The following is a 13581-nucleotide window of genomic DNA, read 5'->3' as shown; positions in this document are numbered from 1 at the left end:
GGCCCTCGGAACAGCGGCCGGAAACCGATACCCATGAGCAGCACCGTCCTTGCCCGCCCCCGCCAGCGCTGGACCGGCCTCGCCGTCCTCGTCCTGGCCGTCACCCTGGTCGCCGTCGACGCGACCGTCCTCTCCCTCGCCATCCCCTCGATCAGCGAGACGCTGCGCCCCAGCGGCACCCAGCTGCTCTGGATCGGCGACATCTACTCCTTCGTGCTGGCCGGCCTGCTGGTCAGCATGGGCTCGCTGAGCGACCGGATCGGCCGCAAGAAGCTGCTGCTGGCCGGTGCCACCGCGTTCGGCGCCGCCTCGCTGCTGGCCGCCTACGCGCCCGGCCCCGGCTGGCTGATCCTGGCCCGCGCGCTGCTCGGCGTGGCCGGGGCGACCATCATGCCGTCCACCCTGTCGCTGATCCGCAGCCTCTTCCCGGACGACCGCGAGCGGGCCACCGCGATCGGCATCTGGGGTGCGGCCGCCACCGCCGGCGCCGCGCTCGGCCCGGTGGTCGGCGGGGTGCTGCTGGAGCACTTCTGGTGGGGCTCGGTGTTCCTGCTGAACATCCCGGTGCTGGTCCTGCTGCTGGTCTTCGGCGCCTGGCTGCTGCCCGAGTCCAAGGACCCGAAGCCGGGCCGCTGGGACGTGCTCAGCGTGGCGCTCTCGCTGGTCGGTGTGATCGGTGTGGTCTACGCGATCAAGGAGGCCGCCGCCCACGGCGTGGCGCGCTGGGACGTCCCCGTCGCGGCCGTGCTGGGCGCCGCCGCCCTGACCGTCTTCGTCCGGCGCCAGCTGCGGCTGGCCACTCCGCTGCTGGACGTACGGCTCTTCTCCGACCGGCGCTTCACCGCGGCGGTGCTGGCCTCGCTCACCGCGCTGGTCGGGCTCTCCGGCGTGGTCTTCGTGACCTCCCAGTACCTGCAGCTGGTCCGCGGCTACGAGCCGCTGAAGGCCGGCCTGGCCGAGCTGCCGGCCTTCGCCGGAGCCGTGGTCGGCGGTCTGCTGACCGCCCGGCTGGCCCGCCGGGCGGGCGCCCGGGCCGCCCTGACGCTGGGCCTGCTGGCGATGGGCACCGGCATCGGCCTGCTCGGCTGGGTCCAGCAGGACTCGACCTACCTGGTGCTCGCCGCCGCCTTCCTGATCGTCGGTACGGCCGAGGGCGTGGTCTACACGCTCGGCGCCGACCTGGTGCTGAGCGCCGCTCCCGCCGACAAGGCCGGCGCCGCCTCGGCGGTCTCCGAGACCGCGTACGAGCTGGGCACGGCCCTGGGCATCGCCCTGGTCGGCTCGGTGGTCGGCTCGCTCTACGCCAGTGGGCTGACCGTGCCGGCCGGGGCGGACCAGGCCGCGGCCGCCCGGGCGGGCGAGTCGCTGGGCGGCGCGGTCGAGGCCGCGCACGGCCTGCCGCAACCGCTGGCCGGTCCGCTGCTGGAGAGCGCCCGCGACGCCTTCGTGCACGGCATGAACGTCGCCGCGATCCTGGCCGGCGCGCTGCTGCTGGCCGCGTCCGCGCTCGCCTGGCGCCTGCTGCGCGGCCTGCCGAAGGCTCCTCGGGACCAGGTGGAGCCGGCGGAGCGGCCGGAGCCCGCGAAGACGGCCGTCTAGCCCGGACCGGGCCCACCTCACGCGCGGGACCTCGCCCCTCCCCGGGGGCGAGGTCCCGCGCGTCCTGGTGCGGTCAGACGACCCCGAACGGCAGCTCCAGCTCGGCCCAGACCACCTTGCCGTCCCGGGTGAGCCGGCTGCCCCAGCGCTGGGCCAGCTCGTTGACCAGGAACATCCCGCGCCCGCCCTCGTCCTGCTCGGCGAACGGGCGCAGCTGCGGCGTCTGGCCGCCGGAGTCGGCGACCTCCAGGGTGAGCACCCGGTCGCGGAACAACCGGAGCCGGCGCGGGGCGTCGGCGTGCAGCAGGGCGTTCGTGACCAGCTCGCTGACCAGCAGCTCGGCGTAGTCGGCGAGCGCGGACAGGCCCCAGCCCTCCAGGGTGGCCCGGGTGAAGCGCCGGGCCTGGCCGGGCAGCCGGCCGCCGCCGGTGAGCGGGAGGGTGGCGATCCGGTCGGCGGGCAGCGGCAGCACCCGGGCCATGATCATCGCGATGTCGTCGTCGGTGCCGTCGGTGACCAGGGCGCCGAGCACGGCGTCGCAGTTCTCCTCCAGGGTGCGACCGGGACCGGAGAGCGTGCGGGCGAGCAGGTCGATGCCGTCGTCGAGGTCCTGCCCGCGCCGCTCCACCAGGCCGTCGGTGTAGAGGGTGAGCATGCCGCCCTCGGGGAGGGTGAACCCGATCGACTCGAAGGCCACCCCGCCCACCCCGAGCGGGACGCCGGGCGGGACGTCGATCCTGCGGGCGGTGCCGTCGGGGGCGACCCAGACCGGTGGCAGATGGCCCGCCGACGCGACCTGCACGGTGCGCTCCAGCGGGTCGTAGACGACGCAGATACAGGTGGCGAACTGGCCCTCGCCGATCCCCGAGGCGGTCTCGTCCAACCGGGTGAGCACCTGTTCGGGCGGCATGTCCAGGGTGGCCAGCGTCCGGGCGACGGTCCGCAGCTGGCCCATCGTGGCGGCGGCGCGGATGCCGTGGCCCATCACGTCGCCGACCACCAGCGCGACCCGCCCGCAGGACAGCGGGACGACGTCGAACCAGTCGCCGCCGACTTCGCTGGTCATGCTGCTGGGCAGGTAGCGGTAGGCGATCTCCAGGCCGAGCGTGCGGTGGATCTCCTGCGGCAGCAGGCTGCGCTGCAGGGTGAGCGCGGTCTCGCGTTCGCGGCGGTAGAGCCGGGCGTTGTCGATCGCGATGGCGGTGCGGGCGACCAGTTCCTCGGCGAGCGCGACATCGGCGGCGGTGAACGGCTCGGGGTTGCGCATCCGGATGAACTCGGATCCGCCGAGCACCATGCCCCGGGCGGTCAGCGGCACCATCAGGTACGAGTGGATGCCGGCCTCGATGCCCGGCGCGACCCGCTCCTCGGTGGCGACCAGCCCGCGCAGCACCTCCTCGTCGACGCTGGCCCGCAGCAGCGGGCGGCCGCTGCGCAGACACTGGGTGTAGCTGCGGTCGGGGGCGTACTCGGAGACGTCCCCGACGGTGTCGACGGCGTGGGTCAGTCCGGACTCGTAGGACTCGCCGACGGCGACGGCGCGCAGCTGGACGGCACGGTCCTCCGGGATCGCGGCGGGCTCGGAGCCGCGCAGCACCGGCTCCAGCAGGTCGACCGTCGCGAAGTCGGCGAACCGGGGGACGACCGCCTCGATCAGCTCCTCGGCGGTGCGTTGGAGGTCGAGGGTGGTGCCGATCCGGGCGGTGGCCTCGGCGATGGTGGTGAGACGTTCCTGCGCGCGGGCGGCGCGGGCCTCGGCCTGGAAGCGCTCGGTGACGTCGATGATGGAGGAACAGACGCCGAAGACCCGGCCGGTGGAGTCCTCCAACCGGAAGTACGAGGCGGACCAGGCACGGTCGCGGCGCGGGTCGCCGGGGACGCGTCCGTGCGAGCGGGCGTCGACCACGGGCCTGCCGGTGGTGAGCACCTGTCTCATGGTCTGTTCTATCTCGGCGCTGTTGATGGCGGGCAGGACGGCGCTGATCCGGCGCCCCAGGTGTTCCTCGACCGGGACGCCGTTCATCCGGGCCAGCGCCCCGTTGAGCCTGACGTAGCGCAGGTCGGTGTCGTAGACGGCCATGCCGATCGGGGACTGTCCGAAGATGCCGTCGAGGACGGCGAGGTCCGCCTCGACCCGGTGCAGGGTCTCGGTGTCGGAGGCGGTGGCGAGCAGCAGCAGGGTGCCGCCGGGACCGGCGATCGGGTACGTGCGGAACTCAAGCTCGACGACGTGGCCGTCGCGGTGGCGGACCGCGAAGACGCCGGACCAGCCCTTGCCGCTCATGATGCGCTCGAACAGGGAGAGCACCTCGGGGCGGTCGGTCCGCTCGGTGAGCAGCTGGGCGGCGTAGCTGCCGACGGCCTCCTCGGCCGAGAAGCCGAGCAGCGCCTCGGCGTCCTCGCTCCAGTGCAGGATGAGGCCGTCCTCCTGGAGCAGCGCGGTGGCGAGCGGGACGAGGCGATGGCCGTCCAGGCGTACGGAGGCTCCGCCCGGTGCGGGGCCGGCGGCGTCGGTCGCGTCCCACTCGTGTCCGTGCATGATCAGCCAGCACCCCGCGTTCGGCTCGTGTCCGGCCGGGCGGGGCCTCGTGGTCCGTGCCGGCCGGGGTTCTTCTCCAGACTGCACGGACATCGGCCGCCCGGCGACCCCTTGGTCAGAGGTTCCTCGGACGGGCCTGCAGTACGGGCGTCATGGGCGTACCGGCCGCAGCGTACCCTCCAGAAGGCCCGCCCACTGCCGGATCACTCCGGATCGTCTGGCACTGTCGTCGGAGAGCAGATTGGCCAGTCCGAGACCGCGCGCCAGGTCCAGGGTCGCCTGCACCGTCTCCCGGACCCCGGGGCAGCTCTCGTCGGCGTCCAGGAACTCGACGGCCGCCCGGTGGGCCTCGCGGCCGACCCGGCCCTCAAGTGCGACGATCCGCGCACGCAGCGGTTCCTCGGTGGCGGCGGCGACCCACAGCTGGAGGGCGGCGCGGAACAGCGGCCCGGTGTAGAGGCGCACGATCATGTCGACGACGGCCACCGTGCGGTCGGGGCCAGCGGCCGGCAACTCGTCCGCGTGGGCGCGGACGGCTGCCAGCCGCTCGGCGGTGACGTGCTCCACGGCCGCGGTGAACAGGTCCTCGCGGGTCGGGAAGTGGTGCTGGGCGGCGCCCCGGGAGACCCCGGCGCGTTCGGCGACCACGGTGACGGTGGCGCCGTTCCAGCCGACCTCGGCCAGGCACTCGACGGCCGCCGCCAGCAGCCGTTGCCGGGTGGCGCGGCTGCGGTCCTGCTGGGGGGTGCGGGCGGCGGGGTGGGCGGTCATCGGCGGCGACTGGTCCTGTCCGTGCGGTGTCCGGGCGGGGTCGATCCTCGCAGATCGGCGGCCGGCCTCAGCGGGCGGCCTCACGGGCGCGCAGCTCCCGGCGCAGGATCTTGCCGGCGGCCGACTTGGGGACGGCGTCCAGGAACTCCACCGCGCGGACCTTCTTGTACGGGGCGACCTCGCCCGCAACGAAGGAGGTGACGTCCTGCTCGGTGAGCGCGCTGTCGGGGGCGCGGACCACGAAGGCCTTGGGGTACTCGGTGCCCTGCGCGTCCAGGACGCCGATCACCGCGGCGTCGGCGATCTGCGGGTGGGTGAGCAGCAGGGCCTCCAGTTCGGCGGGGGCGACCTGGTAGCCCTTGTACTTGATCAGCTCCTTGACCCGGTCGACGACGTAGAGGTACCCGCGCTCGTCGACGTAGCCGACGTCGCCGGTGTGCAGCCAGCCCTCGGCGTCGACGGTGGCGGCGGTGTCGGAGGGGCGGCCGAAGTAGCCCTTCATCACCTGCGGGCCGCGGATCAGCAGCTCGCCCGGCTCGCCCGGGCCGAGATCGGCGCCGCTGCCGTCCAGGGCGGCGACCCGCAGCTCGGTGGAGGGCACCATCCGGCCGACCGAGCCCGGCGAGGGGTCGGTCTCGGTCGGGGAGACGACGTGCGAGACCGGTGACAGCTCGGTCATGCCGTACCCCTGGAGGATGTGCGGCAGGCCGAGCCGCCGGGCGCAGGTGTCGGCCAGCTCGGTGTCCAGCGGGGCGGCCGCGCAGAGCAGGTACTCCACGGAGGAGAGGTCGAAGCGGTCGACCACCGGGAGCTTGGCCAGGGCGAGGGCGATCGGCGGGGCCACGATCAGCGCCTGGACGCGCTGCTCCTGCACGGTGCGGCAGAACTGCTCCAGGTCGAAGCGCGGCAGCACGACGACGGTGGCGCCGCACCGCAGCGGCTGGTTGAGCAGGGCGGCGAGGCCGTAGATGTGGAAGAAGGGGAGGACGGCGAGGATCCGCTCGCCCTCCGCCGGCCGGTACAGGGCGTCCGTCTGGGCGAGGTTGGTGGCGATCGAGCGGTGGGTGAGCATCACGCCCTTGGGCAGGCCGGTGGTCCCGCTGGAGTAGGGCAGGACGGCGATGTCGGTGCCGGGATCGATGACCGGCTCGGGGTCGGGGCCCGCGGACGCGAGCAGGTCCGCCAGGGAGCGGTGACCCTCGGCGCCGTCCAGCACGATGATCTCGGCGAGCGCCCGGCCCTCGGCGGCGAGCTTCCCGGCGGCCTGCCGGGCGGTGGCCAGGAACGGCGAGACGGTGATCAGCCAGCGGGCGCCGCTGTCGGCGAGCTGGCCGGCCAGCTCGCCGGGGGTGGCGAGGGAGGAGACCGTGGTCACCGTGGCGCCGGCCCGGGTCGCGCCGTAGAAGGCCATCGGGTAGGCGATCGTATTGGGGCTGAACAGCGCGACCACGTCACCTTGGCGCACGCCTGCCTCGGCCAGTCCGGCGGCTGCCCGGCGGACGGCCGTGGCGAGCCGCGCGTAGCTGACCGACTCCCCCGTGACCCCGTCGATCAGAGCCGGCCGGTCGCCGTACCGGGCGGCGGCGCCGAGCACCGCCTCATGGATCGGCAGATCGACGGTGCCGACGTCCGGGAACTCGCTGTGGAACACCAAGGCGTGCCTCCAAAGGGGTAGTTGACGCCCGGTCGGGTGGCCGGCGAGTGGTCCTGGCCCGCCGGTCGGCCGAGCTCGCGGACAGGAGCATACGGACAGTGGCGAGACGTTGCTCCATTGTGACGAAGGATCGTCCAATCCCGAACGACCCGCCGGAGGGCCCGGTCCGCGGGGCGGCCGCGGTCCGCCCCGGCCATCCGCCCGCGACCAGGGCGCACCCGGCTGGCCGGTCCGCCGGAGGGCCGTCGGCCCGTCGCGCCGGACCGGTCGGCGCCTCGCACAGACGGTGGTTTGCGCCGTCGGCGTCGCGCGGGTGTTCGCCCCGGGAGCGCCGGGTCCGTGTTCGCCCCGTCAGTACGACTTGGGCAGCCCCAGGGTGTGCTGGGCCACGAAGTTGAGCACCATCTCCCGGCTGACCGGGGCGACCCGGCCGACCCGGGTGGCGGCGAGCAGGGCGCCCAGCCCGTACTCCTGGGTGAGCCCGTTGCCGCCCAGCGTCTGGACGGCCTGGTCGACGGTGCGGGCGGCGGCCTCGCCGGCCGCGTACTTGGCCATGTTGGCGGCCTCGCCCGCGGCGAGGTCGTCGCCGCCGTCGTAGAGCAGACCGGCCTTCTGGGTCATCAGCCGGGCGAGCTCGATCTCCACCGCGCACTGGGCGAGCGGGTGGGCCAGACCCTGGTGGGCGCCGATCGGAGTCGACCAGACCGTCCTGGTCCTGGCGTACTCCACGGCCTTGCCGAGGGCCTGGCGGGCCAGGCCGAGCGAGAACGCGGCGGTCATGATCCGCTCGGGGTTGAGGCCCGCGAAGAGCTGCAGCAGTCCGGCGTTCTCGTCGCCGACCAGGGCCTCGGCGGGCAGTCGGACGTCGTCCAGAAAGACCTGGAACTGCTTCTCGGGGGCGACGAGTTCCATCGGGATCGGGTGGTACTCGAACCCGGGGGTGTCGCGCGGGACGATGAAGAGGGCGGGCCGGAGCTTGCCGGTCCGGCCCCCTCCGGCGTCCGTGCTCTCGGCGCGGGCGACGAACAGCACGGCGTCACTGTGGTCGATGCCGGAGACGAACACCTTGCGGCCGGTGAGCAGCCAGTCCTCGCCGTCGCGGCGGGCGGTGGTGGAGATCCGGTGGGAGTTGGAGCCGGCGTCCGGCTCGGTGATGCCGAAGGCCATCCTGCGGGTGCCGTCGGCGAGTCCGGGCAGCCACTGCCGCTTCTGCCGCTCGGTCCCGAACCGGGCGATCACCGTGCCGCAGATCGCCGGGGAGACGATCAGCAGCAGCAACGGGCAGCCAGCGGTGCCGAGTTCCTCCAGGACGATGGCGAGGTCGGTGATGCCGCCACCCCCGCCGCCGTACTCGGCGGGCAGGTTGACCCCGAGGTAGCCGGCCTTGCCGGCCTCGGCCCAGAGCTCGTCCGCGGGCCGGCCCTCGCGGGCCTTGCCCAGGTAGTACGCGGAGCCGTAGCGGTGGCCGAGGTCGGCCACCGCGCGGCGCAGGGCCTGGCGTTCGGGGGTCTCGATCAGCGGGCTGCCGGGCGTGGTGGTGCGCGGTGCGGACATGCGGTTTGTCCTTCCGGGCGGGTACGGGGAACGGGCGGGAACGGGAACGGGAACGGGAACGGGCGCGGCTGCGGGGCGGGATCAGGGCGCGGGCTGGACGACGGCGAGCAGGGTGCCGAGTTCGACCTGCTGGCCCGGGACGGCGCGGAGTTCGGTGAGGACGCCGTCGGCGGGGGCGGTGACGCGGTGCTCCATCTTCATCGCCTCCAGCCAGAGCAGCGATTGGCCGGCCGTGACGGTGTCGCCGACGGCCGCGGCGGTCCGGACGACGGTGCCGGGCATCGGCGCGAGCAGCGCCCCCGGATCGGTCTGGGAAGCCGGATCGGCGAAGCGCTCCAGGACGGTCAGCACGGTGGCGCCGGCCGGGGTGTCCAGGTGGACCCGGTCGCCGTGGCGCGCGATGTCGAAGGCGCTCCGGACACCGTCGGTGTCGAGGACCACCCTGGTGGGCGTCGCGGAGACGAGCGTGGTGCCCGGGTGCGCCTCGGCGACGAGCCCGGTGCGGCCGAACCGGTAGCGGACCTCGTACTCGGTGGCGTCGGCGGCGGCGTACCGCTTGCTCTGCGGCTGCGAGGGCAGGTTCCGCCAGCCGGAGGGCAGCGCCGCGCCGCGGCGGCGGGCCGCGGCGTCGGCCAGCGCGGCGGCGAGCGCGGGCAGGGCGTCCCCGCCGGGGGCGGCGGTGAGGTCGGCGGCGTGCTCGGCCAGGAAGGCGGTGTGCACCCGGCCGGCCAGGAAGGCGGGGTGGCGCAAAGCCGCCACGAGCAGGCCGCGATTGGTGAGCGGCCCGTGGATCCGGGCGCGGGTGAGCGCGTCGGCGAGCCGGCGGGCGGCGGCGGCCCGGGTCGGCGCCCAGGCGACGACCTTGGCGAGCATCGGGTCGTAGTGGACGCCGATCACGCTGCCGGCCGCCACCCCGGAGTCCAGGCGCAGCCCGGTGTCACCGGCGGCCGTGGTGAACTCGGCGGTGACACCGGGGAGTTCGAGACGGTGCAGGAGGCCGGTCTGCGGCTGCCAGTCGCGGCCCGGGTCCTCGGCGTAGAGGCGGGCCTCGATGGCGTGACCGCGCGGGGCGGGCGGGTGCGGTCCGGGCAGCGGCTCGCCCTCGGCGACCCGCAGTTGGAGGGCGACCAGGTCGAGCCCGGTGACGCACTCGGTGACGGGGTGCTCGACCTGGAGGCGGGTGTTCATCTCCAGGAAGTGGAACCGGCCGTCGGGGCCCAGGAGGAACTCGGCGGTACCGGCGCCGGTGTAGCCGATCGCCCGGGCGGCGGCGACGGCGGACGCGTGCAGGGCGGTGCGCACCGCCTCGTCGAGGCCGGGGGCCGGGGCCTCCTCGACCACCTTCTGGTGACGGCGCTGCAGCGAGCAGTCGCGCTCGCCGACCGCCCAGACCGTGCCGTGGAGGTCCGCGAGCAGTTGGACCTCGACGTGCCGGCCGGTGGGCAGGTAGCGCTCGCAGAACACCTCGTCCGAGCCGAAGCTCTTGGCCGCCTCGGCGCGGGCCTCGGCCAGCCGGGGCTCCAGCTCGTCGAGCCGGTGGACGATCCGCATGCCGCGCCCGCCGCCACCCGCAGCCGCCTTCACCAGCAGGGGCAGGTCGGCCTCGACGGGGTCGGTGACGGCGGCGAGCACGGGCACCCCGGCGGCGGCCATCAGGCGCTTCGCGGCGGTCTTGGAGCCCATCGCGGCGATCGCCGCCGGCGGCGGGCCGATCCAGGTGAGGCCGGCGTCGAGCACCTCCTGGGCGAACTGCGCGTTCTCGGAGAGGAAGCCGTAACCGGGGTGGACGGCGTCGGCCCCGGCGGCCAGCGCGGCCTTGACGATCAGGTCGCCGCGCAGGTACGTGTCCGCGGGCGCCGCGCCGGGCAGGCGGACGGCGGCATCGGCCTCCCCGGTGTGCGGGGCGTCGGCGTCCGGGTCGGCGTACACGGCGGTGGTGGCGATCCCGAGGCTCCGGCAGGTGCGGAAGACCCGGCGGGCGATCTCGCCCCGGTTGGCGACCAGCAGGTTGGTGATCATGTCGGTCCCTCTCAGAGTCGGCTCACATGCGGAAGACGCCGTAGCCGCGCGCGCCCTCGACGGGCGCGTTGTGGATCGCGGAGAGGCAGAGGCCGAGCACGGTCCGGGTGTCGCGGGGATCGATCACCCCGTCGTCGTAGAGCCGGCCGGAGAGGAAGACGGGCAGCGACTCCGCCTCGATCTGCTGCTCGACCATCGCCCGGATCGCGGCGTCCGCGTCCTCGTCGTAGGGCTGCCCCTTGGCCGCCGCGGACTGCCGGGCCACGATCGACAGCACCCCGGCGAGCTGCTGCGGTCCCATCACCGCCGACTTGGCGCTCGGCCAGGCGAACAGGAAGCGCGGTTCGTACGCCCGCCCGCACATCCCGTAGTGGCCGGCCCCGTAGGAGGCGCCCATCAGCACCGACAGGTGCGGCACCGTGGAGTTGGCGACGGCGTTGATCATCATCGCGCCGTGCTTGATGATGCCGCCCTGCTCGTAGTCCTTGCCGACCATGTAGCCGGTCGTGTTGTGCAGGAAGAGCAGCGGGATGTCGCGCTGGTTGGCCAGCTGGATGAACTGCGCGGCCTTCTGCGACTCCGGGCTGAACAGCACCCCCTGGGCGTTGGCGAGGATGCCCACCGGGTAGCCGTGCAACCGGGCCCAGCCGGTGGCCAGGCTGGTGCCGTAGAGCGGCTTGAACTCGTCGAAGTCCGAGCCGTCGACGATCCGGGCGATCACCTCGCGCGGGTCGAACGGGATCTTGAGATCGCCCGGGACGATGCCGAGCAGCTCCTCCTCCGCGTACCGGGGCGGCTCGGCGAGCGGGTCCGGTCCGGGGCCCCCGCGGCGGTGGTTCAGCCGGGCGACGACCCGCCGGGCCAGCCGCAGCGCGTCCGGCTCGTCCACCGCGAAGTGGTCGGCCAGGCCCGAGGTGCGGGCGTGCATCTCCGCGCCGCCGAGCGACTCGTCGTCGGACTCCTCCCCGGTGGCCATCCGGACCAGCGGCGGGCCGCCCAGGAAGACCTTCGCCCGCTCCTTCACCATCACGGTGTGGTCGGACATGCCGGGTACGTACGCGCCACCGGCCGTGGAGTTGCCGAACACGACGGCCACGGTGGGGATCCCGGCCGCGGAGAGTCGGGTGAGGTCACGGAAGAGGGCGCCCCCGGGGATGAAGATCTCCTTCTGGCTGGGCAGGTCGGCACCGCCGGACTCGACCAGGTTGACCAGCGGGAGGCGGTTGGTCAGGGCGACCTCGTTGGCTCGCAGGGCCTTGCGCAGCGTCCAGGGATTGCTGGCCCCACCGCGCACGGTGGGGTCGTTGGCCGTGATGACGCACTCGACACCCTCGATCACCCCGATCCCGGTGACCAGCGCCGCGCCGACCGGATAGTCGCTGCCCCAGGCGGCGAGCGGGGAGAGCTCCAGGAACGGCGAGTCCTGGTCGACCAGCAGCTCGATCCGCTCGCGCGGCAGCAATTTCCCCCGGTCCCGGTGGCGTTCGACGTACTTGGGGCCACCGCCGGCCAGCGCCTTCGCGTGTTCGGCGTCCAGTTCGGTGAGCCTGGCCAGCATCGCGGCACGGTGTTCGGCGTAGTCGGCGCCCGCCGGGTCGAGGCGGGTGGGCAGAACGGTCACAGCAGCGCCTCCGGGATGTCGAGATGGCGGGAGCGCAGCCACTCCCCCAGCGCCTTGGCCTGCGGGTCGAAACGGTGCTGGGCGGCGACGCCCTCGCCGAGCAGGCCGGTGATGGTGAAGTTGACCGCGCGAAGATGCGGCAGCACCTGCCGGGTGATCGGCAACTCGGCCGTCTCCGGGAGAAGTTCGCGCAGCCGCTGCACGGTGAGGGTGTGGGCGAGCCAGCGCCAGCCGTCCGCGCTGCGGGCCCAGACCCCGAGGTTGGCGTCGCCGCCCTTGTCGCCGCTCCGGGCCCCCGCCACCCGCCCCAGCGGCGCCCGGACACACGGGCCGGGCGCGGGCGGCTCCGGCAGCGAGTCCGGCGGTCGGTCGGACGGTGAGTCGGACAGCGGCCCGGCCGGACCGGTCACCGGCGCGGGCGGCACGACGACCCGCCGTCCGTCCGGCAGTACGGCGGTGTGCTCCACCGCCTTGGCGTCGACGTGGGCCGCGGTGAACACCCCGTACGGCACGCCCGGACCGGGCGGCGCGGTGAGATGGAACCCGGGGTAGCCGGCCAGGCCCAACTCCACGGCTGCCTTGCCGAGTTCACGTCCGACCTTGGCCGGGTCGGGATCCCGGGCGGTGAGCCGCAGCAGCGCGGAGGCACTCTCCTCGGTGGCGGCGTCGGGGTGGTCGGTGCGGGCGAGGGTCCACCGCAGCTCGGCGGGGGCGACCTCGGGCGGCAGCGCCTCGGCCAGCTGCCGGCGCACCAGCGCGGCCTTGGCCTCGATGTCCAGCCCGGTCAGCACGAAGACCACCTCGTTGCGGTGACCGCCGAGCCGGTTCAGCCCGACCTTGAGCGTCGGCGGCGGCGCCTCGCCCCGCACACCGTGGATCCGGACCCGGTCCGGGCCCTCCTCGGCGAGCCGCACGGTGTCCAGCCGGGCCGTGACGTCCGGGCCCAGGTAGCGCGCGTCGCCCGTCTCGTAGAGGAGTTGGGCGGTGACCGTGCCGATGGTGACGGCGCCGCCGGTGCCCGGATGCTTGGTGATGACGCTGGAGCCGTCCGCCGCGAGCTCCGCGACCGGGAAGCCGGGCCGGGTGACGTCGTGCTCGCCGAAGAACGCGTAGTTCCCGCCGGTGGCCTGCGCACCGCACTCCAGGACGTGCCCGGCCACCACCGCACCGGCGAGCGGGTCCAAGTCCCCCGGCCCCCAGCCGAATCGGGCGATCGCCGGGCCGACGACCAGCGCCGCGTCGGTGACCCGGCCGCTGACCACCAGGTCGGCCCCGGCGGCGAGGCACTCGGCGATGCCGAAGGCGCCCAGATAGGCGTGGGCGGCCAGCAGGCCCTCGGGGAGGCCGAGTTCGGACCGGCGGGCGAGCAGATCGTCACCCTCGACGTGGGCGACGGCCGGCTCCAGCCCCTGCCGCCGCGCCAACTCGCGGATGGCGTCGGCGAGTCGCGCCGGATTGAGCCCGCCCGCGTTGACCACGATCCGCACCCCGCGCTCCAACGCCAGGCCGAGGCACTCCTCCATCTGCCGCAGGAAGGTCCTCGCGTAGCCCAGCGAGGGATCCTTGAGCCGGTCCCGGGCCAGGATGAGCATGGTCAGCTCGGCCAGGTAGTCCCCGGTCAGAACGTCCAGCGGCCCACCCGTGAGCATCTCGCGGACCGCCGAGAAGCGGTCCCCGTAGAAGCCCGACGCGTTGCCGATCCGCAGTACCGAACGCGACCCCACAGGTGCGCCTCCCCTACCGGTGGCCCAACGCCTGCCACGCTTGCCGTCGGGCAGCAGCGTGGCACCGGACCCAGGAAAAAGCAATCACGCCTGCTTGTTT

Annotated in this window: 8 protein-coding genes; 1 reads left to right on the top strand and 7 read right to left on the bottom strand. The window is 74.3% G+C overall.

The window, feature by feature from the left end; all coding sequences use genetic code 11:
• Positions 1–33: 33 nt before the first annotated feature.
• Positions 34–1599, top strand: a complete 1566-nt coding sequence (locus ACFXHB_RS29380; protein WP_380577703.1) for an MFS transporter — start codon at positions 34–36, stop codon at positions 1597–1599.
• A 73-nt stretch (positions 1600–1672) separates the two neighbouring features.
• Here the strand turns inward: ACFXHB_RS29380 and ACFXHB_RS29375 are convergent, their stop codons facing one another.
• The 7 genes from ACFXHB_RS29375 to ACFXHB_RS29345 all read right to left on the bottom strand — a co-directional run bounded on the left by ACFXHB_RS29375 (position 1673) and on the right by ACFXHB_RS29345 (position 13481).
• Complete coding sequence (locus ACFXHB_RS29375) at positions 1673–4138, bottom strand: SpoIIE family protein phosphatase (protein ID WP_380577702.1); 2466 nt, start codon at positions 4136–4138, stop codon at positions 1673–1675.
• A 150-nt stretch (positions 4139–4288) separates the two neighbouring features.
• Positions 4289–4909 carry a TetR/AcrR family transcriptional regulator gene (locus ACFXHB_RS29370; protein WP_380577701.1) on the bottom strand — a complete coding sequence of 207 codons (621 nt, stop codon included), beginning with the start codon at positions 4907–4909 and terminating at the stop codon, positions 4289–4291.
• 67 nt (positions 4910–4976) lie between these two features.
• Positions 4977–6563 carry a 4-coumarate--CoA ligase family protein gene (locus tag ACFXHB_RS29365; RefSeq protein WP_380577700.1) on the bottom strand — a complete coding sequence of 529 codons (1587 nt, stop codon included), beginning with the start codon at positions 6561–6563 and terminating at the stop codon, positions 4977–4979.
• 351 nt (positions 6564–6914) lie between these two features.
• Entirely contained in the window at positions 6915–8117 is a 1203-nt protein-coding gene (locus ACFXHB_RS29360; RefSeq protein ID WP_380577699.1) for an acyl-CoA dehydrogenase family protein, read from the bottom strand.
• 81 nt (positions 8118–8198) lie between these two features.
• Entirely contained in the window at positions 8199–10136 is a 1938-nt protein-coding gene (locus ACFXHB_RS29355; RefSeq protein WP_380577698.1) for an acetyl/propionyl/methylcrotonyl-CoA carboxylase subunit alpha, read from the bottom strand.
• A 22-nt stretch (positions 10137–10158) separates the two neighbouring features.
• A complete protein-coding gene (locus ACFXHB_RS29350; RefSeq protein ID WP_380577697.1) occupies positions 10159–11757 on the bottom strand; it encodes an acyl-CoA carboxylase subunit beta in 1599 nt (532 codons plus the stop codon).
• The gene (locus ACFXHB_RS29345) at positions 11754–13481 is read right to left on the bottom strand and encodes an acyclic terpene utilization AtuA family protein (protein WP_380577696.1); all 1728 of its coding nucleotides are present in this window, start codon (positions 13479–13481) and stop codon (positions 11754–11756) included. The genes ACFXHB_RS29350 and ACFXHB_RS29345 overlap by 4 nt, the downstream gene beginning before the upstream one ends.
• Positions 13482–13581 lie beyond the last annotated feature (100 nt).

The sequence above is a fragment of the Kitasatospora sp. NPDC059327 genome, from assembly GCF_042752535.1.
GTDB lineage: Bacteria > Actinomycetota > Actinomycetes > Streptomycetales > Streptomycetaceae > Kitasatospora.
Note: the sequence above shows the minus strand (reverse complement) of the source record. Positions and strands in the feature narration are given on the sequence as shown.

Bases quoted from the DNA above. Each gene is read 5' to 3' on its own strand.
- ACFXHB_RS29375 (WP_380577702.1), bottom strand. From the start codon at position 4,138: ATGCACGGACACGAGTGGGACGCGACCGACGCCGCCGGCCCCGCACCG.
- ACFXHB_RS29370 (WP_380577701.1), bottom strand. From the start codon at position 4,909: ATGACCGCCCACCCCGCCGCCCGCACCCCCCAGCAGGACCGCAGCCGC.
- ACFXHB_RS29360 (WP_380577699.1), bottom strand. From the start codon at position 8,117: ATGTCCGCACCGCGCACCACCACGCCCGGCAGCCCGCTGATCGAGACC.
- ACFXHB_RS29355 (WP_380577698.1), bottom strand. From the start codon at position 10,136: ATGATCACCAACCTGCTGGTCGCCAACCGGGGCGAGATCGCCCGCCGG.
- ACFXHB_RS29380 (WP_380577703.1), top strand. From the start codon at position 34: ATGAGCAGCACCGTCCTTGCCCGCCCCCGCCAGCGCTGGACCGGCCTC.